Genomic DNA, 25,328 nt, shown 5'->3' on the forward strand with positions numbered 1-25,328 from the left:
AGCGGCAAGCCGCTTGACCTACAACTGTGACTGCCTATACCTCTCCAAAAACTCTTTCCGGAACGAATCGAAGCGGCCCTGCTCAATCGATGTGCGGATGTTCTGCATCAGGTTCTGGAAGAAATACGTCGAGTGATAGCTCGCCAACACCATTCCCGTAATCTCGGACTGATTGTACAAATGACGAATATACGCCCGGCTGTAACGCTTACAAACCTTGCAATCACAGTTGGGATCAAGCGGGCGTTCATCATTGGCATATTCAGCGTTGCGATACACAATCGGTCCTTCTGATGTAAACACATTTCCCGTGCGGGCGTTACGCGTCGGCAGCACACAATCAAACATATCAATCCCGTATGAAACCGCCATGAGAATATTCTCGGGATAACCAACCCCCATCAGATACCTCGGTTTATCTTCCGGTAGATATTGAATAGTATGGGCCAGAATGTCCTCCATCTCGTCCATGCTCTCCCCCACCGACAAACCACCAATGGCATTACCCGGCAGATCAAGCGCCATAATCTGCTCAGCCGATTGGGTTCGCAGGTCTTCATAAGTCGAACCCTGAACAATCCCAAACAGGCAGCGAAGCTGCTTTTCTTCATTCATTGAGAGTCGGTTATGAGTGTCACGACAAATGGTCGCCCATTCGTGGGTGCGGCGAACACCGGTCGCGGCCAATTCACGGTCAGCCGGATAAGGAACACATTGATCGAAAGCCATGATGATGTCGGCCCCGATGGCGTGTTCAATCTCCATCACTTTTGCCGGTGTAAACATATGTTTGGAGCCATCGTGATGCGAACGAAATTCCACGCCCTCATCAGTGATCTTAGACGTCTCTTTCAGCGAGAATACTTGATACCCGCCACTGTCGGTAAGGGTCGGTTTGTTCCAGCCGTTGAACTTTGCAAGCCCGCCCTGAGCTTTGATAATCTCAATACCGGGTCTGAGATAGAGATGGTAGGTATTGCCAAGAATGATCTCCGCCCCACACGATTCGAGGTCTTCCGATGTCAGTGCCTTGACCGCTCCGGCCGTTCCGACCGGCATAAAGGCTGGCGTCTGAAACGTCCCGTGAGCGGTGGCAACTTCACCGCGACGAGCGCCGCCATCGGCATTCTTGAGAGTATAGATCAATTCGCTCATAGTTGGCTTAGCCCAGAAGATTCTCCAATGTCGCGGATAATGTCTTCACCCCGACCACATTGACATCAGTTGCTTTGACCCGTCCCAGACTCGACACTGGTGCAACAACGGTCTTAAGCCCCATCTTGCCCGCCTCATTTATTCGCTGGTCAATCATTGTAATACCGCGCACCTCTCCCGACAGGCCAACCTCCCCCACCACCAGAGTGTGGGGATCGACCGGACGATTCAGCACCGATGACGCTATGGCGATCAGCACCGGCAAATCAACCGCCGGTTCCGAAAGGCGCAATCCCCCAGCGACCGAAACAAAAACATCATTAGCCCCCATCGGATAACCGCCTCGTCGTTCGAGAATCGCCAGCAACAAAGCCAGTCGCTTGTTGTCAATTCCTCCGGCGACACGCTGGGGATTCCCATAACTGGAAGGCGACACCAGGGCTTGAATCTCAACCAGGATTGGGCGTTGTCCCTGACAGATACTTGTCACAACAGAACCTGTGCGGGGAGCATCGTTGCGATCGGACATGAACAACGATGAGGGATTGACAACTTCAACTAATCCTTCAGGCAACATCTCGAAAAGACCAATTTCCGACACCGAGCCGAAACGGTTCTTCGTGGCCCTGAGGATACGATAGAGATGCGAACTGTCTCCCTCGAAATAGATAACGGTATCGACCATGTGCTCCAGAAGTTTTGGCCCGGCCACCATGCCGTCCTTAGTAACATGTCCGACCAAGAAGAGAGCGAACTGTTTGGTCCGGGCTTGTAGAATCAACTGATGCGCCGCTTCCCGCACCTGCCCCACCGTGCCGGGAGGTGAATCAAGATTGGATGATGCGACCGTTTGGATCGAGTCGATCAACACAACCGCAAAAGGTGTCTCACTTACTATACGGGTGATGTCCTCAAGACACGTGGCGTTGATAACAGATATGTTCTCACCGGTTACACCAAGACGCTGGGCACGTTGCTTGATCTGGGTTGGTGCTTCTTCACCCGTGATATAGGCCACTTTCAAACCCAGAGCGGAATATGCTCCTGCGGCCTGCAGTAATAAAGTCGACTTGCCAATTCCCGGTTCCCCGCCAATCAGAACCGCTGCTCCCGGCACCAATTGTCCCCCGAGTACGCGGTCAAACTCATCAATACCGCTCTTGTGCCCTCGGCTCGATTCAAGACTAATGTCAGGCAGCGCCTGTTTGTCGACCATCGGATTGTTCGCCACCCCTCCCCCACGTACCGACATCTTTTTTTCTTCAACCAACGAATTCCACTGCGCACATTCACGACATTGTCCCTGCCAGCGGGGATGTTCGGCTCCACACTGGGAGCAGAAATAGGCTGTCCTGTTCTTCTTCAGAACCATCAGCCCACTCCGATGGGGCCGGTCGCACTGCCGGTGATAAACTGTTGAACGATTGGATCGTCTGATTGTCGCAGTTGATCGGGGGTACCGTCAAACTGAATCTTCCCAAGGTAGAGCATGATAATGCGGTCGGCAATTTTGTAGGCGGATGTCATGTCGTGGGTGACGGATATCGAAGTCACCTTGAGCATCTTGTTGAGACTGACAATCATGTCGTTGATCATGTCTGCTGTAATCGGGTCCAGTCCGGTAGTCGGTTCGTCGTACAGAAGCACATCGGGATCATTGGCAATAGCTCGTGCCAGACCAACCCGTTTCCGCATTCCGCCCGACAGTTCGGATGGGTGTTTGTCGGCGGCATCGGCCAGTCCGACCATCTTTAGTTTATCAATTACAATTTGATCAATCTGATCGTCGGTGTGCTGGCGTGATTCTCTCAAACCAAGACCAACGTTTTCTGCCACAGTCATGGAATCAAACAGAGCCGCCGACTGAAATAGCATCCCCGCTCGCTGGCGTACGGCCGTCAGGGAACGGGCATCAAGATCAGCCAGGTTCTCGCCATCAAAAACAACTTGCCCCTGGTCCGGTTCCAATAGACGAATGATATGCTTGAGCAGGACCGATTTGCCACACCCGGACTGGCCGATAACAGTAATTGATTCGCCAATCCCTATGTCGAGGTTTATACCATTGAGTACTGACTGTCCGTTGAAGGCTTTATGCAGGTCCTGAATCTGTATGAAAGGAGCATCCATAGTCTATATCCGAAAAAGTATTACAGCAAAAATGAAATTAAACACCAGTATACCGACCGATGAGATCACAACCGATGATGTAGTGGCTTTCCCCACCCCCTCGGCTCCACCTCGAGTCTGAAAACCTTCGTAGCAACCGACCAGCCCGATTATGGAACCGAACACGGCGGCCTTGACCAGACCATTGACGAGATCGACCATCTTGAACGAATTGCGAAATCCGGACAGAAAAGTCTCACTGGAAACATCAACGCCCAAGACACTAACCACCAGCCCGCCCATGATAGCGACAAAGTTAGCGAAGATCACGAGAAACGGAACCATCAACACACAGGCCAGAATACGCGGCATGACAAGATATCGAATGGGACTGATGCCCATTGATTCAAGAGCATCGATTTGTTCGGTGACTTTCATCGTTCCCAGTTCGGCGGCGATACCAGCTCCCACTCGACCGGCGAATACTATGGCTGACAGCACCGGAGCTAATTCGATAACGACCGCTTTCCCTACTGCGTGTCCAAGATAATGTAGTGGCGCGCCGATAAATTTGAACTGATATGCTGCCTGCCATGCGGACACTGCCCCGACGAAAACGGAGATAATGACAATCAGAGGCAATGACTGAACACCCAGAGTGTAGATCTGCTGAGTAATTATACCGAACGACCGGGGAATGTCTTTAAGAGCAATTACGAAACGCCCCAGCATAATGGTCATGCCTCCCAGCGTGACCACAAAATCGACTCCTCGGCGTCCCAATCCTTCCAGTGGTGAAGCCATGTTCTTTCCTTAGAACGGAGAATGCATATCATCACCCCCGACCGGCTCTACGTCGGAGGGAACTTCCCTGTAGCCCGGTGCGAGATTCTCAAACCGGGCAAATTCTTTAACAAATGCCAGACGAACCACGCCCGTCGGACCATTGCGCTGCTTGGCTACGATGATCTCAGCTTTGCCTTCGACTTCCTGAAACTTAGGATCGGTCTTCTCTGCATGAGCCATGTAATGTTCGGGGCGATAGATAAACATAACCACGTCGGCATCCTGTTCAATAGCTCCCGATTCGCGCAAGTCAGATAGTTGCGGACGTTTTTCGCCCCCGCGCTGCTCCACCTGGCGCGATAACTGCGAACAGGCCAGCACCGGCACCTCAATCTCCTTGGCCAGCGCCTTGAGACTGCGCGAAATACTGGCCATCTCCTGCTGGCGGTTTTCGAAACGACCGGAGCCATATGCCATCTGAAGATAGTCAACGATGATAAGGCCAAGATTGGCGTCGCCCTGCGATTTCAAACGACGAGCCTTGGCTCGAATCTCAAGCGATGATGCCGTCGGAGAATCATCAATATAGATGGGTGCTTCCGACAACGGTCCCCCGGCGATAGTGAGGCGGCTCCATTCTTCATCACGCAACTTGCCGGCTCGCAGCTTCTGCTGTGATATACGCGCCCGGCCACACAGAGTACGTAGCGCCAACTGTTCTTTGGACATTTCGAGCGAAAAGATACCAACACCTTTGCCCAACTCGATAGCCACATGTTCAGCGATATTCATAGCCAGGGCCGATTTACCCATCGACGGCCGCCCGGCAACGATAACTAACTCCCCCTTGTGAAGACCATTGGTAATTACATCCAGATCAGTATAGCCAGTGCGGACACCGATGAGTCCGCTGTCGGGCGATTGAAGATTCTCGATCTCGTCAAAAGTCGAAGGGATCAGATCTTTGATCGACACAAAACCCTTGCGCAAACGTTGCTCAGAAATAACAAAGATATTCTTCTCGGCTATGTCGAGAATGTCGTCGACCGTGCCGGCATGATCGTACGCACTTCGGGTGATCTCTCGCGTCGTCTGTATGAGTCGCCGCAGGAGGAATTTTTCGAGAATGATGTCGGCATGTTTCTGCACATTGGCGGTTGAAGCCACATACTCGGCCAGATCAACGAGATAGACCCGGCCACCTATGCCCTGGGCTCCTTCAAGCTGACTCTTGTCGGCCAGCGCACTTGCGACAGTTGTTATGTCGCACGGCTCATGTTGCTTGTTTAGGTCGAGCATCGCCTTGAAAATCATTCTGTGTTTAGGAACATAGAAAGCAGCGTCGTGATCAAATACTTCCAGTACAACGTCCATGGCCTGATCGTCCTTGAGGATCGAGCCAAGTACAGCCTTCTCAGCGTCTATATTTTGAGGAGGTTGCAGATCCTCGCGTTTTTTCTCGTTCTGGGTTCGGTAGGCCATATCCTCTCCTATTGCTCACCCTTCAATCGGGCCAGTATCATCTGCATATCCTCCCAGGTATCTCGCTTGTACTTGGGAAACCGCAACAACGCCGCCGGATGATAAGTCACCAGGGTTGCGATACCCTCAAAATTATGCCACTGGCGGCGCAGCTTACCCAATGGTGTCTTTGTCTCCAGCAATGCCTGCGCGGCAATGCGACCAAGAGCACAAATTGCTTTCGGCCGAATCAATCGGACTTGTTCCTTGAGGAATGGAAAGCATTTATCCATTTCATCAGGTTGGGGATCACGATTTCCCGGAGGACGACATTTAAGGATGTTGGCAATGTATACCTCTTGTCGGGTCATCTGCATTGCAATCAGGATCTTGTCGAGCAACTGCCCTGCTCGACCGACAAATGGCTCCCCCTTGAGGTCTTCATCCCGACCCGGAGCCTCACCGACAAACATCAAGTCTGCTTCGGGATTACCAACACCGTAAACGAACTTTGTCCGGGAATCCCCCAACGGACAAAGATGACAATGACAAATGTCCTCCCTGTGTTCCTCCAGAGATTCGTATTCGGCAGGTGCAAGTGTTGGAACTACGCCGTTGAACATATCCGGAGCGTTTGTCTCGGAGTCGTTCATAACTGGTACTTCTTTGTCTCCCTCCGCAACTGCCAGAGCCGCCGGACTAACGATCATCTCTCCTAGTCCAAGCTCTGCCTGAGCTTTGAGCGCTCGGCGCAGCATGTCATTTATGTTCCCTGATTCTTCTTTCATTCGTTTTTACACCAGAAGTACAAGTTACAGCATCTTGCCGATGAGTTCAAGGAGCTTGAGAGCAATTTCTTCTTTCGGAGCCAGCGGCCATGAGATCGGTTTTCGGCCCGGACCGATAACACTCACCCGGTTTGTATCAGAAATGAACCCGCTGTCGGGACCGGGCTGGTTGAGGACAATCAGGTCGAGTCGTTTTTCTTTGAGTTTCTTGCGAGCGTTGGCCACCCCGTTGTCAGTCTCAAGAGCAAACCCGACTACAACCTGTTCTTCACGTTTCGAACCGGTCACTGATGAAAGAATATCATCGGTCGGTACCAATTCCAGGTTTTGTCCACCGGCTTGTCGTTTCATCTTGGAGGAGTGTACCCGGACAGGACGATAGTCGGCTGGTGCAGCTGCCATGATAAGACAATCGCATTCGGGGAAACTTTCTCCGACCACCTTTTGAAGATCGGCCGTGGATTGAACAGCAACCAGCTTTACACCAAACGGAGCAGCTAAAGCCGTCGGCCCGGAAATCAGTGTAACAACCGCCCCCAGAGACTGAGCCTGTCGGGCCAAAGCATATCCCATCTTGCCGGATGAGTAATTGCTGATGAATCTTACAGGATCAATGGCCTCCTGGGTCGGGCCGGCTGTGATTACAATCCTCTTACCTTCGAGCGCTTTTTTTTTTGCTGAAGGTTTGAAAAAGGATTCGACAGCAGCAAAGATCGTCTCCGGTTCCGCCATCCGTCCGACCCCACTCTGATCGCAGGCCATCTCCCCTTCCTCCGGACCAACAGCCAGATATCCAAGTTCGGTCAGAGTCTTGAAATTACGGGCAGTGATTGGATTGGCCCACATATTATGATTCATGGCCGGGGCTATCAAAATCTGCTGGGGCGTGGCGCATATAATCGTAGTCAACAGATCATCGCAGATACCTGAAGCAACTTTGCCCAGGAAATTGGCTGTAGTAGGTGCGACAACGACCAGATCCGGCCATTGAGCCAGATCAATATGACGCGTACCTACAAACGAATTCGGATCAAACATCTCAACCATTACCGGAGAACCAGAAACTGTCTCAAGAGTCAACGGAGTAATGAACTCGGTGGCGGCACGCGACATGACCACACGCACTTCAGCTTCGTGTTTGAGCAAAAATCGGATCAAGTAGGGAATTTTGTAACAAGCAATCCCACCGGTAAGGCCAAGCAGAATTTTCTTTCCCTTGAGAGGCATACGGCTCAGTTGACTCGAGCCGACTGCGAAGGAGTGCCATCAGTCATATCAAACAAATCAAGATCACTGAGTTCGTCAAATACAACCGAAGAAGCGATGAGCTTCAGCTGCTCCAAATCCACTGCGCGCGGTCCAAAGACTGAGACCCGCTCAAGAAGCATCTCCAACTGCTCGGCATCTATCAATGATAAGTGCACCAGCTTGAGTAAATAGCCATAAGCCTCCGGCGACAGTTGCGTACGTTCGGCCTGAGTCAGAACCCGAATCGAGGAACTGGCGGTCGGAAACTGGGAGAAAAACTGTTCCGGCGCATTATCAAAGCGGTGTAAAAGCCATGAGTAGGCAGAGGCTATTTCGTCCTCGGAATAACCCTCGGCTTCAAGGGCAGTTGAGACTTCCTCAGAATTTACCAGCGTTGCACCATCACCCTGCATGAAATCTATCAAAACAACGACTATTTCCAATACTCTATTGCGCATATTCTCTTCCTAATTCAACCAATTCTCAAGCCAAAAGATAGTACAGAACAGCTTCTTATGCAAGCCGTATTTCAGTTGTAACCGATCATGACCGAAAACGGTCGTCAGCACGGTGATTCTCGGCTCGTTTGGCTTTTCCTTCCAGCCACCCAATACGTATATCGCTCACATCATCGAAGCGTGGAATGTATGGCTTGATATCCAATAAGGGGGTACCGTCAACCATATCGACCTCCCTGATGCATAACTCTTGGCCATCAATCTGCTCCAGTCGAACCACCGACAGACCGATGGGCGACGGTCGACGCGGTGCTCTAGTGGCGAATAGTCCCCGAGGATGATCGTCCAGAAACGGAGTTACAGCCAGCTTGAAGCCATCTGTTAAATGCATGAAATACAACAGGATGATGTGTGAAAAACCATCAAGATCGGCCAACCCGGCCACAAACTCAGGAAAGACCTCAATTGTTCCCTTAGCTTCGCCGGAACGCTGGGGCTGAATCGGAGTACCTTGCGGCTCAACAAAAGGTGTGTGAATGATGCCGATTTGAGTTAGCGTGATCTTCTGCATAATTCTTAAGCTATAGTATCAGTGGAACATTGCCAAGTCAAACCGTGTGGGATCTGTTGACAATTACGGACAGACAGGCGGAGCCGTACCGCCAGTGAACAGATAGGCCACCAACGTGGTCAGGTCTATGATGTTGATGTCCCCGTCTGGATCCCCGGTAATGTTTGCTTCGGCCGGACACGATAGAATACTCTCCCCGACAAAGAGATAGCTCACGAGACGGGTCAAGTCGGAGATATTAACCAGATCGTCGGGGTCACCATCAACATTGCCGTGCCTGCCGTAGCAGCAGCACTCGTCCCCCACGCCATCGGAGTTGGAGTCGTACTGATCAGGATTGGATTTATCGGGACAGTTGTCCACCGGACAATTGTTCGCGGCATAGCCAGGATTCCCGAAGCCGTCACCATCAGTATCGGTACACTCGTCGCAGACATCTCCGACCCCGTCTATGTCGGTATCATTTTGGAGCGGATTGGGAATGTCAGGACAATTGTCGTCCGAACAGATGTTGTCTGCAAAGCCGGGATCACCGGCTCCGTCGTTGTCGCTGTCGGTACACTGGTCACACAAGTCCCCTTCGCCATCGCCATCAGTGTCGACCTGATCCGGGTTGGCAAGGGCCGGACAGTTGTCATCCCAGTTGGGTAAACCATCGCCGTCAGGATCATTTAGTAGAACCGTCACTTCAAACAGGCAAGTATCGGCGTTTTCGGTCTGATCGGTTGCGATCAGTTCTACGGGCGTGTTGCCCAGCGCGAAAAACACTCCAGGCGGTCGACTGTATGCGATCTGCACGATCGAGCAGTTCTCTTCGGCCATAAGCGGAAAGTCTACCACCGCTCCGTAGTAGCCTGAATCGTTGTAGACTATGATATCCTCCGGACAAAACAAATCGGGAGGTTCATTATCATTGACAATAATATCAAACCAGCCGGTATCAGCATGGCCAGAACCGTCTAAAGCGACAACCTCTACTGTCGTTGCCCCCATTTGAAAGATAGTTCCCGACAAAGGCATTGAAATTATATCAACCGGGGAACAGTTGTCGGTCGCATCCGGCTCAAAGTCAACCGTCGCGTAACACTCGCCAGGGTCGGTGCCGACTACCAGGCTGTCTGGCACATTCAGAATGGGTGGCTCCTGATCAAGAACGGTGACATAAAACATGACAGTATCGACGTTACCGGCTGCGTCGACAGCCACACAAACGACTTCAGTGACCCCAACATCAATGAAACTACCCGACGGCGGCAAAACCTCAACGCTCACTTCCTGGCAATTATCATCGGCACTTACGGAAAAATCAAGGGTCGTCCCGCACAAGCCCGGTTCGGAATTCAGGGTTGTGTCAGCGGGGCAGGATATGGTCGGCGTAGTAGTATCTACGACCGTAATATTGAAACCACAGGTATCGACATTGCCGGCACCATCGACGGCCACACATACAACGGCAGTAGTCCCGATAGCAAAGGAGGCTCCCGAAGCGGGCTGACAGTTAACTGATGCATCGGGATTGTCGTCTTCAACCGTTGCGGTGAATTCCACAACGGCACCACACTGGCCGGGAATATTGCCGACGGTAATATCGCTCGGGCAGAAGGCTTGCGGTGGAATAGTATCGGGCTGAACCAGCAAAATACCGCCGTTGTAGAAATCGATCGCATATACTACTCCCTCGTCGTTCACACACGAACTTGGAATCCCATAATAGGTAGGAAACTCAGAGTCGTCAGTTATAAGTGTCTCCGTCAGACCATCAAAGTCATAGACATCCGCCGACGCGTATAGCACATCACCATATCGAGATGAGAGACTATTGTCGCCACAGTCATACCAGATGAAGCGAATTCCCGCATATTGCCCGGTCAAAGCAGAATCTGCTCCGACCTGACATTGTAGTTCAATTATCCGGCCAGATGCAGTCGCCCAACAGGCAGGATGATAGGGACCGTTGCTCATGTCGGCTATCCCCATCAAACGTATGCAGCAGGATTCAAAGCCCTTCCAGGAAAGGTACTCCCAACCACAATCAGTTAGAACCTGCCCGGCCGTTGCTGACTGAAGCGCCAGAGACAAGTCCAATTTCAGCAGGATGTCAAAGCCACCCAACTCCGCCGAGATTGAGTTTTCGAGTATCATACCGATGTTGACCACCTGACCGAGTGCTCCGGTGGGAATCCGTTCCATCCTGATGGCCATATCAGCACCCATTCCTTTTGATTCAAAAAGGGAAAAGGTCAGTATCAGGCATAAAAGAAGTCGTCTCATATTCGGCATCCTTAAGAGGTCTTCTAAGAGTATCGGACATCGCCAAATATACTGTATCAGTGCGTGGTAGCACTTCTGTAGCTGGTCTCAGTACCAATAATAACTGACGTTTTCACGGGCTGCAAGGGGTTTTGCTAAATTACGGCAGCGAATGGTAATATCCCTGAAGGTGAATAATAGACAAAGGTGTATCCTTTCGAATAGCCAAACTTTTCAAATGATTCCAAGAAGGTCCTTGACAATTGAGAGCATAATGACGATACTAAAACCAACGAGGGTGACTCTCTGCTGTCCCTGGGTAGTTTCCTAGCCCCCTCTACCCTACCAGAGTAGCGCCCTCTTTTTTATGCCCAAAATCTACTTGTGGGGATAAAAAAAGACCACCCGATTGGGTGGCCTTAAATAATCACATCTTAAGAAAATCGATCAGGCTTTGATGATACAATCATCTATTGGGCAAACCTCGACACACTGCTGTTCGTCTTCATCCTCGCACTCGTTGCAGGTTTCGGGATCGATGATGTAGATATCGTCTTCTGTAATCGATTCGGTCGGGCATTCCTCCAGACAGAGTCCGCAGGCGGTGCATTCGTCAGTGATCTTCATTGCCATAATCAGCAACCTCCAGAAACTATGTTACGACTCAACGTTCTTACAGTTCAGAACCCGGCCAATATACAAAGGTTCCCACTTTGTATACAAGACATATTTACCGAACTTTTCGGTATTTTCTCGACCAGTGCTGGAAAATATTACCATTGAGTGTTCTTTTGTCCAAGTAACCTCCACCGTGCTCTCTCCTTTAGCAAAAAAAACAGCCACTCCCCTATATGGGAAGTGGCCTTTCTCAATATCTGATGATTATATATCGTTCTTATTCACACACGGGTGGTGGTCCTCCGGTAAACCTGAACTTTTTCTCCTACTCATTCTCCCTGCATTCGTTATCTTGTCCGCTTATGGCATTCCGGATCAAGAAAGTTTCAATGGCGACCGTCACATTCTCGGCCGTCGTAGTATGGATAGGATTCTATGCCTGGCGGGTGATGTTCAACAACTTCGCCGTCGAAGTCTTCGATGCCTCCCCCACCGATGTCGGTCTCATCCAGGCCGCCCGAGAAATCCCCGGACTACTGGCCTTCGGCGTCGGAGCACTCGCATTATACATAACCGAATCCAAGATCGCGGCTCTTTCGATAATCACTATAGGTGTCGGCCTACTACTGTGTGGACTATCACCGGACCTGTTGATGCTGGGGTTGGCTACAGTCGTGATGTCGTTCGGTTTCCATTACTTTGAGCCAACCAACTCTTCACAACTGCTGATGCTTTCCAAATCGAGCGAACTCGGCCGTTCTCAGGGGAAACTTCAGTCCTGGGAATCACTGGCCGGGTTGATCGGGGCCGGACTGGTATTGACGCTGACATTGTATCTCAGTTTTCGCACAACGTTCTTTTTGATCGGTGGCCTGGTGAGCGTTATCGGACTATATCTTGTGGCGGCTCTGCCTGCCAACCGTACCGCGACCGAACACCGCAAGATTCGAATCCAGAAGAAATACTGGCTGTACTATACACTATCATTTCTGCGCGGGTGTCGGAGACACATTTTTACAACTTTTGCGATATTCCTTCTGGTTAAGGTTCATCATCTCGGCATCACCGAGATTTCCATTCTAATGCTGGCTAATAGCGCCATTACAATTTTCACAAACCGTTGGCTCGGTCGCGCCAGTGACTCACTGGGTGAGAAGGCTGTACTAGCCGGATGTTCGTTAATCCTCGTCTTTATCTTCTGTGGTTATGCCTTCGTGAGTTACTTGCCCGTGTTGATCGGTTTCTATATTGCCGACAACATCCTTTTTGCTTCGTCGATCGCGCTTAAGTCGTATCTGAGAAAAATATCAACGCCGCAGGACCTGACGAGTTGCCTGGCATTTGGCATGACTGCCAATCATATCACAGCTATCGTAATCCCTATCCTGGGTGGCATAGCCTGGGCAACATTTGGTTTTCAGACAACGTTCCTGGCAGGTGCTGCGATTGTGTTTATTGATATGCTCTTTGCTCTTAAGGTACCTGGGCAATTGGACGGGGGCCATTGAAATCGTTGCAATGGAGCGATCGATTGCACTTTCGGAAGAGAGGTCGTCGCACTGCGACTACATCAGACGCAACGACCCGATGCAATGGCCTTCAGAATCACGAATCGGTACCAACAGAATATTGTCAAAACCGTCAAGGATGGCCTCTTCAGGAATAGTCAAAGTATCTGTCTTTCGACCGGGCGTTTCTTTCCCATCCGATTCAAGAGATACAGTTGCAACTACGTCCTGATCCCGACAGAAGTACAAGTCGTACCGCCTCCCTCGATCAGCACCAAGTTCTATCTGCCGATTATGTCGCACACTAGAAAAAGTAACAAGCATTCCGTCTCGTTTGACAACATGCTCTGGCAAGTTATCGAAATCATCGTACTTCACTTCGTCGGGAGTACCCCAGGTCAGCGCTTCGCGAGTTATTGTCGTAAGCAAGTATGGACTTTTCCACTTTGAGTAGAAACTTTGATTGGGGAGCATGTCGTACGAACACCCCAGGTATTCGTTTAAGATAAGGCGAAACGTATTTACGGGTGTGAGACGATCATGCAGAAGACTGGAATCAATCCCTGGCATATACAAAGCATTCAGAATCGAGTACTTCTCCCTAAAGCAGTTTTTGTTCCATCCATTCCCACTGGCGCGGGACCTTGTTCCATGATCACCTTGAAATATAATGACGGGTGCAATATCAGATGATCGTTCAATAATGGTCTGTGCCAGGGTGGTTAATCGTGAGTTCAAGTAAGCCAACTGGTCGGCATAACTCGCCCGATACATTTCTTTGGTTCCACCTAGTTTCTCGTGGAACACCGGATCGTTGAGTGTGAAGGGCCATTCGGGATCCAGGTGATTACCCTGAGCATCGAACACAAATGGCGGATGTGGGCATAGAATATGGGCAAATACGAATTTCGGTGAGCTTGTCTGACAGACTAGTGGAAACTTATCCAAAACGGCAAGGACACGATCACGATGCTCTGCATAAGCAGTTTTTCTGGCTGGCACCATGAGAAGTACAGGAGTTGTAGATAACAGAAGTTGCTCAAACTCATCGACAAGACGCTCCCCGGAAATATAGACGTCTGCCTCTGTCATCTCAGTTGGGTAATGACCTGTCTCAAAAGCGACGATATCATAGCCAGCGTTCCTAAGCGTGCTTGTCAGCGTATTTTGCCTGATTCGATCCGACATCAATGTTCGGTCACCAGAAGATGGCTCCAGCCCATCAAGACTGTCGGCATAATTTAGGTTAAGGGACGACACTAGGGATAATACAGTCTCTGGATAGTTGGAACGTGCCCGATCAACGACATAGAACCCCATATCTTCAAGACCATTCAGAAACTCCGAATTGTCGTGATCGAATACTTCCTTCAGAACATCGCTCCGGGTATAGGCATCACATACTATGTAATAAATGTCGGGCAGTTGGTCGGGCGGGTCACACTCAGTTCCGTCTGTTTCCAGAATGACGAGAGGTCCAGGGCGATCCGCCAGCACACTGCCAACACCCCATATTTGAATCAACACCAGGACAGTGGCGATCACATTGAGAGCACTTGTGATTCCATCCAATTCACGCCGTTGGCGAACAATAGACCAACCTCCGATTATCAGCAGTAAAATCCAGAAAACCAGCAGCATGATCCCGGATGTAATCTCCGAATCTCCGATCGTGATGCTGATCTCTGGTAATACGTTTTTAACATGACCAAAGGAGAAAAACAGCATAAGACTGAGAGTCGCGAACAAAGCTCCCTTCCGAAGATTTCGTAAGACGAGCGTAAAGAGAACTGTGACACCCAGAGAGATCGCAGCCACACCCCAGAGAACATCCAGCACTTCGTCCAGGACTAGTTCGTTTGCGTTCTGGGCAAAAAGGAACAAAACCGGAAACACCCCGAAGAGAACGGGGTGGATAGCGCCGTATTTTTTAATAAAACTGATCACAGTCTGGTCATTAGATAAAGGGTTCGTTTGCTGTCACGGATGGGGCTTGTTTGCTTGATATGGAAATGGTCGGAGAAAGCTTTTTCGAAATGGGCGCGATCATAGTCCGGAAACACATCTTCGCGGTTAGCCAGCATGCGTTGAATTTGGGAGTCTTCTTTGGGAACAAACTCGATTATCAACGCACGGCCAATTTCACCGAAAAAACGGCTGATATCACTCAGAGGAACATTGTTCCCGATAGCCAGATGGTGTACCAAAGCCAACGCCATAACCAGGTCGGCCGGACCGCGTTGGCGCAATGACATCCTTTCCCGATGCGCCCATCCGAGATCAGGGCTGGGGTTGCTCAAGTCCAGCATCAACGGAAGAAGAAGGTCATCGCCCTTTTTTCTGCATTCGAGATAATTGGCTTCGACAGCAGAGGAATCCATATCAAATGCTACTGTGTAGGCGCCGCGCTCGGAGGCCAGGCGACTGAACAGACCAGTGTTGGCACCCATGTCCCAGACTGATATCGGTGTCATGACATTCAGGGACTCCGAAACGAGTTGCCTTTTGTGATCAAGCGCCTCCCGACTATAGTTCGTGTCGGAATAATAATCCCCCCAGACCGTGTTACCGGGTGACCATTTCAATTTTCTAATTCTGGTTTCCAGTGAATCGATCAGCCCTAGTAGACCGCGTTTGCTCATTACCCCTTTCCCACCGGTTGTAGTACCCTTGTCGGCAGCTCGTCGCTGGCTCGCGGCGTGCAGGTGGATGTTAGTTAGCAGGGAGAAAGTCATCCATGTCCTGCGTGGCAGCAACTTGCTGGTCAGGTCAAGGGGTATGCCGTCGATATTAACCCGCAGCAACTGTCCCAGCCTGATATCACAGTAAGCCATCAGGGCTAACGGAGCAAGGAAATGACGACAGAACTGATTATAAGCAACCCAGGGTGTTCCTTCTTCATAACGGTCGAAGGAAAGATTATCGATCAGTACCGGTTTCCCTTTGAGAAATTGAATGTTATACGCACTCGCATCCTTAAGCGACATACCGTGTTCAAGGGCGAGCTTCTGGATAGCAAGAGTTGTCAGGGCAGAGTCTTTAAGCTGGCCAAAACACCATTCGTATGGGTACGAAACGAAGGGTACTTCCTCTGGTTTCAGAATACGATCAGCCGTCTCAGGATCATGAGGAGGTATATCAACCTCCTCGAATGACACAACCAATCCCTTGCCGACAAGCGATTCATGCAATCCGGAACTGGTCAATAATTCGAAGTTCTCACGATACTCAGAATTGACCTGCCGATAGAGTTGCCCCTCCCTAAAGAACACAAAACCTGAAGGGTCGCGAAAAGATCCGGCTACACGCTCGTCACGAAGTGGTGTCATCGTCTCGTTTGGATCGGGAGAATAAAGTGGCAATAAACAAACTAACTCGTTTCCAGTATATCTTCAGTGTGAAAAGTGCGCCCAGTAAACCCGCCAGTAAAATCTGGATCAGGTAGCTACCTGTCGACGGATCAACGTAGGCGTGAGCATCATCTGTTAGTAATAGCATAATGGTAAACCCGCCAATCAGGCGGGATATTAACAAACCGACGTTACGCATTAGAATCCCTCCACAGATGAAGCAGACGCGACCGAGAATACATCAGCCGTTCCCGAAACGACCGTTTTCCGATAAACAATCACTTTGTACAATCCCTGCGGAACAACATAGAAGCCGTCAATACCGAGAACAAGGTTTTTATGACTCTGGCGTGAAGGTGTAAGAAAAAAAGGACTCTCTTCACCGTGAAGAGAGTCCTTTAGTTTCGAGTGGAATTGACCAACTGAATAAAGTCTACAGAGTCTCAATCCATGCTACGGCAATCATTTCTCCCGTAGTCCCTTTGGTGAAGCTGCCAAGCATTCGGTCGAAGTGAAAACATGCGCCTTTATCGAGCTTGATCGTGTTACCCACCAGTGACCCGAAAGCCTGGGTCGTCTGGTCGTATTGAATATGGGCATTGGGACCATAGAAAGCGCCGTAGAAAATGTTGTCCTGATTAAACGTGAGAGCTGAACCTCGTGAGAATATCATGAGATCAGATGGCGCTCCTCCATCATTCATAGTCGACGCTTGATCCAGGTGAATATCACCGTTGACGTATATGGTCACATTTGCACCTGGAGCTAATGACAGGTTCGAGCCTTGCCCCAGGGAAATATCATTGAAGTAATATACGCCCGACGATAGCACGATATTGGAGTAGGAACCGGCGGTAAGATCCTTGGTTCCGTTATTGTAGGTAAATCCACTACCTGTTATTCCGATAGTCGCGATGCTGTTTGTACGAGCCCAATCGTATTCGGAACTCGGAATTAGATCGAGGTCCACCGAATCAACCGTTGAACTCGTGTCACCATTAACGACATTGCCGCTTCCCAAAGTAATACCGCCCGCGGTAGCAACATTGATACTCCCACCAAAGTTGACATCTTTCGATGAACCGATTGTACCGTTCGAACCAATATCCCCCATAGAATCCAGGACAGTGGTCGCATAGGTCCCTGAGTCAGAGTTGTAGGAGTCGGTACAAGTGTTTCGATCGAAGAATATCCCGGCATCAGCGAATAGCCCAAAGCTAAAGGGGGTTTTGTAAACCGGTATCGTCTCGTACTCGACGGCTGCTGCACCACCATCAACTACCGCGGTAGACGTAATCAGGACCGTATCAAATAACGTGCTGTCACCAGTCGAATCAACTAGCGTTACCGTATAGAATCCACCGCCATATTTGACATTGGTGAATCCAGCTCGCCAGGTATCGTCTGTATTTAGCGTGACGAGAGCCATTTTCACGCCAGCTTCGGCTACGTAGAAAGCACCTTTAGCGGTGGCGTCATTGCCCGCAAGATCAATGTCGGTGTTCGTCTTGTCTATTGCCGCCAGTCCCAGCAGACTGAGCATACCCAGAAGCATCAGGGCAATGAGCAGAGCACTGCCTTTCTGGTTGAATAATATTGATATCATACTTCTTCTCCGCCTTTCATAATATCTCGGTATCGATCTACCTCATCCAACTAAGGTTCCATGATTTGGACTTCTGAAGCCTTCTCATAAATTGCTAAAGCTCTTTGAATCCAACCACTTCCATACCTCCCGACCCGGAAAGAGTTTTCTTCCCAAGGTTGCGATCGTAATGGAAATTGGCGCTATTGTGAGCTACAATAGTATTTGCCGCGATGGATCCATAGAATTCTCCCGAGTTCCGCAAGTCGGCATCACCGTCGGGAGAATAGAAGGCTGCCGCAATATCACCACTGTTCTTAAGAACGAAATCCCCCTGAGAATATATAACGAGGTCAGATGGATCACCGCCTGAATTCATAGATGAAGAATTCTTCATCTCAATATCACCAGTAATATAGATAGTGACCTCTGCACCACTGGGAATGGATATCGAAGCGGAGTTCTTGAGGATGATACTTGAGAAGTAGTAAACCCCTCCATCAAGCACCAGGTTGCCAGAGCTAATAAGAGCGTTAGTGGCTGGATTGTAACTATAACTGCCGCTAATTCCCGCCGGAGCATTGCTGTTGGTCTCAGCCCAGGTGAACTCCGAGGCTGGGATTTCGGGCAGTTCCTGATCGGGGGCAGTATCGGATATTGTCCCGGTAACAGTGGCACCCGGGTTGACATCCGCTCCACCAACCAGGGAAGTTGCCACGTCCCCCCCAATGACGGCACCGTTCTTGACAATGATGTTACCGTTGGAACCAACATTGGAGTCCGTGTTAAGCCGCGTCGCCCAGTAGCTACCAGAATCGGAGTTATACGAATCGGTAACAAAACTGTTGCGAACATCCACCTCGTCATCGGCAAACATTGCCCATCCAAAAGGATGAACCTCGCCGGGAGCTACTACCAACTGCACCATCGCCGAAGCTTCAGATGTCATACCTTGCGAAAGCAAAATAACCGTATCCACCAAAGTTGGATCTACGGTCGAATCGGTCAGAGTAACAATGTACTGACCATCGCCGAAACTGACTCCTGGGAAACCAGTTCTCCAGGTAGCGTCGGCGAGCAACTCAACATACGCACATTTGACTCCTGTTTCGGCAATATAGAAAGCCTGTTCTGCCTGCACATGGTTGCCCGCAAGATCGATGTCGGTGTTCGTCTTTTCTATTGCCGTCACACCCAGCAAAGTAAGCATGGATAAAAGCATCAGGGCAATGAGCAGAGCACTGCCCTTCTGGTTCATTATCTTTAAATTCATGATTCGTACTCCTGATCACAGCGTAACGTTGCGTAAAGTAACCGACTCGACACTGGTTAGTGTTCTGACACCATCGTTGGAGTTGAAATCTTCATCAGGCCGACCCGTTTGTACGACGAGGGTTACCTGGATCAAAGAGGCACTTGATGCCACATATGAAATACTCTGGACCAGTCCTGAATACATTTCCGGAGGATTGCTGTTGACTCTTTTCATTAGCTTCTTGGGTCGCAGACCCACCGGTAATTGAGCCACCTCGAAGGCTTCATCACCGTTGTAATCTTCCAGATAGTACAAGACGCTATCCACCGGATTTGTATCACTGAAAAATATCAACAAGCTATCATTGCCGATCCGGTAGGGTACGTGAGTGCCAACTTTGTATCCGGCCGAGCGCAAAGTCTTGGTGATCTCCTGAATCGTGTTCCGCGAGTTCTGCTGTAGATCGGAAATATCGCTCTGAGCAATCGATTGATTGTGCATCTTGATATAGAAGTTGTATCCGGCTGCTGTCATGATGCCCGTTATAAACAGAGCTGCTAACAGTTCAATAATCGTATGTCCAGTCGTTTCGCTTAATATCCTCATGGCATCCTTCCGATCTCACTAGTCCTTTAGAATCAGCGTCGTATAGTTACGAGAGTGCGGTATGTTCTGAAAATCCGTCCACGTTACGTCTACATCTATGCAATAGACCCCATCGGGGAGCGTAGAATCGGTGGTGTTATCCCAGATACGAGTAGATCGATTGAATCGATTCCTGAGTCCTTTAACCACAAATTCCACGGGAATCCCAGGTATCGAATCCTGTGCCGTGTAGAACTCTATTTGCTGCTTGATGAGATTAACTGCTGTGGAAGTGTCACGCGCAATGACATTTCCTTCGACTGAAGTCACAAGCAACGGAGCAAGACCCATGAGACCGATAGCAACAACTATCATAGCCACCATGACCTCAAGAAGACCTACGCCTGTATTATTACAAATCTTGAGTTGTCCCATAATCAGTTCCCTTTTGAGGATTTCTTATCTAATTCTGTTAGTCTCTTAAGCAAATCATCTGCCAGAGTATAGCCCACCAACACCACCTTCCTATCTTATGGTCTTGCAACGTGATAGCGTCTCGCAACGAGAAATATATGGCTATAGATAGCGAAACTAAGTGGTGTGTACGCCAACCTGAGTAGGATTTCCACCACTATTTTAGATATAATTGTACATAATTCCTCTCAAGCAGGGCCGGATCCAGCCTAAAAACGGGGCTACTAAATTCAGGGTTAATTGTGATTGTGCTAGAGATTTGGCCATCTTATCTTTGAAAAACATACATACAAATAGGTGTACGAGTTTGAATCATGCCTACTAAACAACACAGAGATGATCTCGTTCGGAAAGCAAGACGACACTTCAAAAAGGCCGATCCGAAAATGGCCCGAATCATGGCACAGATCGAATTGCCATTTTCGGTGATACGGTGCAGTCAGTTCGAAGAGTTGGTACGGATTATCATTGCCCAGCAGCTCTCCGGCAAAGCGGCTCAAACAATTGCGGGACGAGTTCGCGGTCTTTGTCCCTCAGGGAAAATCACCCTGCCAGAGCTTCAGAAGGTCACCGATACGAAACTACGAAGCGTTGGCCTTTCCGGTGCGAAAACGACCGCGGTTCGTGACCTTATCGCTCATATCGAGGATGGCCGTCTCAGCACACGTCGATTCGGTCGGATGGATGATGAGGCTATTATTGAAGCAATCACTCAGGTCAAAGGACTTGGCCCCTGGAGCGCGCAGATGTATCTGATGTTCGTGCTGATGCGCCCCGACATCTTCTCTCCGGGGGACCTCGGTATCCGCTCTGCGATTCGCCGTATCTATGATGTGGACCACGAAACTACAGATATTGATATCTTCGGCGAACGTTGGAAACCTTTCCGAACCGTAGCCTGCTGGTACCTGTGGGCATTTCTGGGTAGCGATCTGGCTAAGGAGTGATACAATCCGGCGATCAGGATTTTGGGGAACGTTTCTTTGTGCGATTCAAAAGTGATGCTGCTTGCTGCCGCCCCTTCAAGTAGAGATTTCGTGCCCACGCAAACTCCAGACCAAGAATAGCCAGTCCGGCAAAAATGACAATAAGTCCCGGTCCGGGTAGAAGTATCAACGCCATACCGATCATAACTACTGTGACTCCGATCACGCTTACGACGATACGCCGTATTGATTTGAATGCTCCGCCGGTACGGATCGATTTGCTGGTCGGCCCTGGTGAATCCGATGCTAAGCTCACTGTAATGCTCTCCATATATACATATGGACTACTTTCTCAAACGACACATATTCACCGTATGATACTCGAGAATCCCGATGTTCATTGCTTCGTATCCTCAGATGAAAGATTCGCCGAGGCTGCCTTCCAGCTCAAGCAGCCGTTTCTTGCGCCAGAGTTTGCCGCCATATCCTCCAAGCCCACCGGATGATTCGATGACCCGATGACAGGGTATTATGATCGATAGATAATTGGACCCATTGGCGCGTCCCACCGCTCGCATCCCCCCCGGCTTGCCCACCAACTTGGCCAGTTGGCCATACGATCTGGTTTCACCGTAGGGAATATCCATAAGTTGATCCCAAATTATTTTCTGGAATGGAGTGCCATGAACGTCAATGGAAACGTCGAAAACACGTCGCCGACCATCGAAGTATTCTGTCAGTTCTTTTTCAAGTTGAATCAGATGCGGGTTAGTAACATTGCTTAAGACTGGAGTCGTTTTGTATCGCTTCTCGACACGTTTGAGAATACGTTCCACGCCCCCGCGATCATGCCATTCAAGGAAACAAACGCCTGTATCAGAAGCCCCGGCAATCATATCTCCCAGAGGGCTACTCATGTCAGTAAAAACAATCTTAAGGTCGGGCATAGAATCTCCCTGGTGGAAAACCAAACTCTCGGCGAAACGCATCCCGAAATCCACTCGATGATTCCCATCCGGTGGCAAAGGCAGCCTCAAGATAACCGTTTCCCTCCTCAATCAAAGATCGGGCATAATTCAGACGAAGTCTGCGGTGGAAAGCCGAGGGAGTTGTACCCAGATGTTTCCTGAAGTGCCGTCGAACAGTCGAAATCTCCACACCGGTAATCTCTGCCAATTTCCCCTCGTTATGTTTCATATCACAAGTCCGGCTCATCTGCTTTAAGACCGTATGCAACCATTCGGGCAATGTATCGGGGTAACGATCTGAGTGACATCGTTTGCAACCACGCAAACCGGCCGCAACCGCCTCTTCCCGACAGACATAGAAAACTACGTTCTTCAGAAGCGGTAATCTGGCCGGGCAGGACGGCAAACAATATATCCCGGTCGAATGAACACCCACAAAGAATCGACCGTCATAATCGGCATCACTGGCCCGCATAGCTTCGACCATCTCTTCGTAGTTCGGCATGTTCATGTTTAGAGTCTAACCGACGGGGCCGGAATTGTCTACCGAATTCCAAGCATCATTGTAAGAATGGCTGTCCCTGCAAACTTGTGATATAGAGAAGTACCCACCGATCTGGCCGCCACGCAAAGTTATCTTGCAAAGCGGACCAGACATAACTATATTGCCATGAATCACCTCGACACTTAGGAATCTTGTCGGGGTAGATATTACATGTACTAACCGTCTTGTTGACCGACTCATATTAAGTGAGAAATAAACCGGCGACACATTAGGGCATAGTCACTGGTCGCGCCGATATAACTGAAGAGGAGATCGAAGTGAGAAACCTTGGCATAACCATCGTAACAGCTCTGTTGGCCATCCTGATTGCTACCCCGCAATCTTTTAGCGTTGATCCGTCGCATGCCATCGTGTTCGACATGCCCGACCATGCGCAGCAAAAGCACTATGGACAGCAGTTTGGTTCAGCCCTGTCCAAAGAAGACTCATTGGCATTGGCTTCTTATCGCTACGATGCTGACACGGTAAAAATTCTGGCGATTCTGGTTGAATGGATCGACCGCCCTGGAACATGGTCTCATGCCACGCTTGACAGCATGTTTTTCTCCCGTGGGGTCTATCAGGGAGGTTCAATCGCCGACTACTTTGACGAAGTATCCTATGGTCAATTGACCGTAATTGGTCAGCTTCTTGATTGGTTCGATGCCGGGTTATATTCGACAAGCTTTGACTTTGAGGACATTCTCTACAGCTTAGATGCTACTGTCGATTTCTCCCAGTTCGACGGCAACAGTGACGGTGTGGTGGATGCCGTCGTGTTTGTTCGATCCGGCAACGGCATGGAAGATAGCGGCGATCCAAACGATATCTGGTCACATGCGCTTCATTATAGTCCGGGCCACGGAGCCGGGCCGTTTGACGGTGTACTGGTCTCGGCCTGGAACACCTCACCCGAAACAAGGCCACTCCGCAATCTAAGTAATCCAACTCAGTTTTCAGGCATAGACAGCCTTAACCGCATCCGTGTTTTCTGTCACGAAACGACTCACAATCTCGGACTACCCGATTTGTACGACTATGACGCCAAACTTGACACAAATACCTACTACACGCCCAATGATGACAACGATCATCCATTCATGGATTGGTGCCTCATGGGCTACTATGGCTACGGAATATTCTCATTAGGTACCGATATTGCCGCGCACCTTTGTGGCTGGAACAAAATGCAGATTGGGTGGATCGAGCCGGTAATACTATCTGGAACCAATCATGACCTCGTCATCTACGATATAGAAACACACAAGGACAGTTCATTATATATGGTTCCGATTGACCTGGTCAACGGTGAGTATTTCCTACTCGAATACCGCAACCCGCAATCGGCAGGGATATTTGACAAAGTCAATTCCGATTTCAGCTGTTATTTCTGGCCGCTACTGTCCCATGGCGGTGAGGCAATGGATCGTGGGTTGTTGATCTCGCATGTTCACGACAGCGTCGGCTCTACGTGGTGGCGTATCAACACCGGCACGCCCGATTATCCACATTACGCCGTACAAGTCGAGGATGCAGGATATAACAACAACATGGGCTGGAGCAGTAATCCGGAGGGTGGCCTCACTGACAGCGCCCAATGGTGGTACCCCTATGAAACACGCGTAGCGGCACCATGGTCCGATGATGTCACCGGCGGACCGTTCGAGCAGAACGAGTTCTCCCCCTCATCTATTCCGTCCAGCGACGGCTATTACGGTTCATCGGGCATAACAATTCGAGTAGACTCCATTGTTGATGACAAACTATATGCCTACGTCGAGATACCGTTAATAGAGGACGAAGACAGCGACGGTATCCCGGATGCCGACGACAACTGCCCCACGACCTTCAATCCCGACCAGGAGGATGCCGACGGTGATGACATCGGCAACGTCTGTGACGTTTGCACCGACACTGACGGCGATGATTTCGGCGATCCCGACTTTGTATTCAATACGTGCCCGGTTGACAACTGCCCGACCGTCTACAATCCTAATCAACTGGATAGCGACAGCGACGGCATCGGCGACGCCTGTGAAGCTGAGGCGTGGCCGGATACGGTGAACACCGGTTGTACGCAGTTAATCGTAGATCGTCACGGTAACTGCGGCAGTGGCGGTAATAGCGGCCAGGGCGGTGCCAACCTGGACTATGCCGCTTTTGGCGATTGCGACCCTGGAGCTAATGTGTACATCTATGATGGTTCGCCGCTGATTTGCTATATTGACGGAATTGATACTGTTCTCAACGTCTCGGCCGTTGGCGAAGACACATATCGTGATGTCGCGGGTAACCCGACGGTGTTGACTACGGATACACCGGATTACCAGGTGTACGAGACCGGTACTTTTGCTACGGATGACCTGACCTTGGGCTTGGAAAAAACCTGGTGGGCACCAAAACATTATGACAGCTGCCAGTTTGTTATCGGACGTCTGAAAGTGTATTCTTTCGATGGATTCTCTCACTCGGGTCTGAGCATCGGAGAGTTCGTTGACTGGGATGTCCCTTCTGATGACGGGGCAAAGAACTTCACCGGTTTTAGCTCCGACGACCGGCTAGTATATTTCCAGGGTATGGAAGATGGTAGCGGCTGTCAACCCAACACCAACCGTTTCGGTGGTCATGCCATGCTGGGGGCATATCTCAATGACACATGCGATTTCTCTTCGAATCTGGAGCCGCATAG

General features: G+C 50.0%; 24 protein-coding genes. 3 read left to right on the plus strand and 21 right to left on the minus strand.

Translation table 11 applies throughout. From position 1 onward, the window contains the following. Positions 1 to 18: 18 nt before the first annotated feature. The 11 genes from tgt to KOO62_05230 form a co-directional block, all read right to left on the minus strand. On the minus strand, positions 19 to 1,155 hold the full coding sequence (gene tgt / locus KOO62_05180; protein MBU8933382.1) for a tRNA guanosine(34) transglycosylase Tgt: 1,137 nt from the start codon (positions 1,153 to 1,155) through the stop codon (positions 19 to 21). A gap of 7 nt (positions 1,156 to 1,162) precedes the next feature. Beyond that, positions 1,163 to 2,527, minus strand: a complete 1,365-nt coding sequence (radA, locus tag KOO62_05185) for a DNA repair protein RadA (protein MBU8933383.1) — start codon at positions 2,525 to 2,527, stop codon at positions 1,163 to 1,165. Next, a complete protein-coding gene (locus tag KOO62_05190) occupies positions 2,527 to 3,285 on the minus strand; it encodes an ABC transporter ATP-binding protein (GenBank protein MBU8933384.1) in 759 nt (252 codons plus the stop codon). Before KOO62_05190 ends, radA begins: the two co-directional genes overlap by 1 nt. A 3-nt stretch (positions 3,286 to 3,288) precedes the next feature. Beyond that, entirely contained in the window at positions 3,289 to 4,068 is a 780-nt protein-coding gene (locus KOO62_05195; GenBank protein ID MBU8933385.1) for an ABC transporter permease, read from the minus strand. A gap of 9 nt (positions 4,069 to 4,077) precedes the next feature. After that, entirely contained in the window at positions 4,078 to 5,532 is a 1,455-nt protein-coding gene (gene dnaB, locus KOO62_05200) for a replicative DNA helicase (GenBank protein MBU8933386.1), read from the minus strand. An 8-nt stretch (positions 5,533 to 5,540) separates the two neighbouring features. Further along, on the minus strand, positions 5,541 to 6,299 hold the full coding sequence (locus KOO62_05205) for a uracil-DNA glycosylase (protein ID MBU8933387.1): 759 nt from the start codon (positions 6,297 to 6,299) through the stop codon (positions 5,541 to 5,543). A 24-nt stretch (positions 6,300 to 6,323) separates the two neighbouring features. Then, the gene (gene coaBC, locus KOO62_05210) at positions 6,324 to 7,526 is read right to left on the minus strand and encodes a bifunctional phosphopantothenoylcysteine decarboxylase/phosphopantothenate--cysteine ligase CoaBC (GenBank protein MBU8933388.1); all 1,203 of its coding nucleotides are present in this window, start codon (positions 7,524 to 7,526) and stop codon (positions 6,324 to 6,326) included. A 5-nt stretch (positions 7,527 to 7,531) separates the two neighbouring features. Next, the gene (locus KOO62_05215; GenBank protein MBU8933389.1) at positions 7,532 to 8,005 is read right to left on the minus strand and encodes a DUF494 domain-containing protein; all 474 of its coding nucleotides are present in this window, start codon (positions 8,003 to 8,005) and stop codon (positions 7,532 to 7,534) included. A gap of 85 nt (positions 8,006 to 8,090) precedes the next feature. Next, positions 8,091 to 8,576 (minus strand): tRNA (N6-threonylcarbamoyladenosine(37)-N6)-methyltransferase TrmO, encoded by a 486-nt coding sequence (gene tsaA / locus KOO62_05220; protein MBU8933390.1) that lies wholly within the window; start codon positions 8,574 to 8,576, stop codon positions 8,091 to 8,093. Positions 8,577 to 8,639: 63 nt separating this feature from the next. After that, entirely contained in the window at positions 8,640 to 10,847 is a 2,208-nt protein-coding gene (locus tag KOO62_05225) for an HYR domain-containing protein (GenBank protein MBU8933391.1), read from the minus strand. 426 nt (positions 10,848 to 11,273) lie between these two features. Beyond that, positions 11,274 to 11,459 (minus strand): 4Fe-4S binding protein, encoded by a 186-nt coding sequence (locus KOO62_05230; GenBank protein ID MBU8933392.1) that lies wholly within the window; start codon positions 11,457 to 11,459, stop codon positions 11,274 to 11,276. Positions 11,460 to 11,704: 245 nt separating this feature from the next. On the opposite strand from KOO62_05230, the gene KOO62_05235 reads away from it, so the two are divergent. Beyond that, the gene (locus tag KOO62_05235; protein ID MBU8933393.1) at positions 11,705 to 12,952 is read left to right on the plus strand and encodes an MFS transporter; all 1,248 of its coding nucleotides are present in this window, start codon (positions 11,705 to 11,707) and stop codon (positions 12,950 to 12,952) included. Between the two features lie 57 nt (positions 12,953 to 13,009). On the opposite strand, the gene KOO62_05240 is transcribed toward KOO62_05235, so the two are convergent. The 7 genes from KOO62_05240 to KOO62_05270 all read right to left on the minus strand — a co-directional run bounded on the left by KOO62_05240 (position 13,010) and on the right by KOO62_05270 (position 20,162). Continuing rightward, complete coding sequence (locus KOO62_05240) at positions 13,010 to 14,899, minus strand: hypothetical protein (GenBank protein MBU8933394.1); 1,890 nt, start codon at positions 14,897 to 14,899, stop codon at positions 13,010 to 13,012. Beyond that, positions 14,896 to 16,281, minus strand: coding sequence for an SAM-dependent methyltransferase (locus KOO62_05245; GenBank protein MBU8933395.1), 1,386 nt, complete (start codon positions 16,279 to 16,281; stop codon positions 14,896 to 14,898). The genes KOO62_05240 and KOO62_05245 overlap by 4 nt, the downstream gene beginning before the upstream one ends. Further along, complete coding sequence (locus KOO62_05250; protein ID MBU8933396.1) at positions 16,265 to 16,501, minus strand: hypothetical protein; 237 nt, start codon at positions 16,499 to 16,501, stop codon at positions 16,265 to 16,267. Before KOO62_05250 ends, KOO62_05245 begins: the two co-directional genes overlap by 17 nt. A 234-nt stretch (positions 16,502 to 16,735) precedes the next feature. After that, entirely contained in the window at positions 16,736 to 17,908 is a 1,173-nt protein-coding gene (locus KOO62_05255; protein MBU8933397.1) for a hypothetical protein, read from the minus strand. A 94-nt stretch (positions 17,909 to 18,002) separates the two neighbouring features. Continuing rightward, positions 18,003 to 19,160 (minus strand): hypothetical protein, encoded by a 1,158-nt coding sequence (locus tag KOO62_05260; protein MBU8933398.1) that lies wholly within the window; start codon positions 19,158 to 19,160, stop codon positions 18,003 to 18,005. Between the two features lie 15 nt (positions 19,161 to 19,175). Then, positions 19,176 to 19,748 (minus strand): hypothetical protein, encoded by a 573-nt coding sequence (locus tag KOO62_05265; protein ID MBU8933399.1) that lies wholly within the window; start codon positions 19,746 to 19,748, stop codon positions 19,176 to 19,178. An 18-nt stretch (positions 19,749 to 19,766) separates the two neighbouring features. Next, positions 19,767 to 20,162 carry a hypothetical protein gene (locus tag KOO62_05270; protein ID MBU8933400.1) on the minus strand — a complete coding sequence of 132 codons (396 nt, stop codon included), beginning with the start codon at positions 20,160 to 20,162 and terminating at the stop codon, positions 19,767 to 19,769. A gap of 353 nt (positions 20,163 to 20,515) precedes the next feature. Between KOO62_05270 and KOO62_05275 the strand changes: the two genes are divergently transcribed. Continuing rightward, entirely contained in the window at positions 20,516 to 21,148 is a 633-nt protein-coding gene (locus KOO62_05275) for a DNA-3-methyladenine glycosylase 2 family protein (GenBank protein ID MBU8933401.1), read from the plus strand. 13 nt (positions 21,149 to 21,161) lie between these two features. Here KOO62_05275 and KOO62_05280 read toward each other — a convergent pair whose 3' ends face one another. The 3 genes from KOO62_05280 to KOO62_05290 form a co-directional block, all read right to left on the minus strand. Continuing rightward, complete coding sequence (locus KOO62_05280; protein MBU8933402.1) at positions 21,162 to 21,443, minus strand: PGPGW domain-containing protein; 282 nt, start codon at positions 21,441 to 21,443, stop codon at positions 21,162 to 21,164. 97 nt (positions 21,444 to 21,540) lie between these two features. Beyond that, positions 21,541 to 22,023 carry a methylated-DNA--[protein]-cysteine S-methyltransferase gene (locus tag KOO62_05285; GenBank protein MBU8933403.1) on the minus strand — a complete coding sequence of 161 codons (483 nt, stop codon included), beginning with the start codon at positions 22,021 to 22,023 and terminating at the stop codon, positions 21,541 to 21,543. Between the two features lie 37 nt (positions 22,024 to 22,060). Beyond that, entirely contained in the window at positions 22,061 to 22,606 is a 546-nt protein-coding gene (locus KOO62_05290) for a helix-turn-helix domain-containing protein (protein MBU8933404.1), read from the minus strand. A 311-nt stretch (positions 22,607 to 22,917) separates the two neighbouring features. On the opposite strand from KOO62_05290, the gene KOO62_05295 reads away from it, so the two are divergent. Further along, on the plus strand, positions 22,918 to 25,328 hold a 2,411-nt coding region (locus KOO62_05295; GenBank protein ID MBU8933405.1), incomplete at its 3' end, for a hypothetical protein.

The organism is Candidatus Zixiibacteriota bacterium, assembly GCA_019038695.1.
Taxonomy (GTDB): domain Bacteria; phylum Zixibacteria; class MSB-5A5; order GN15; family FEB-12; genus B120-G9.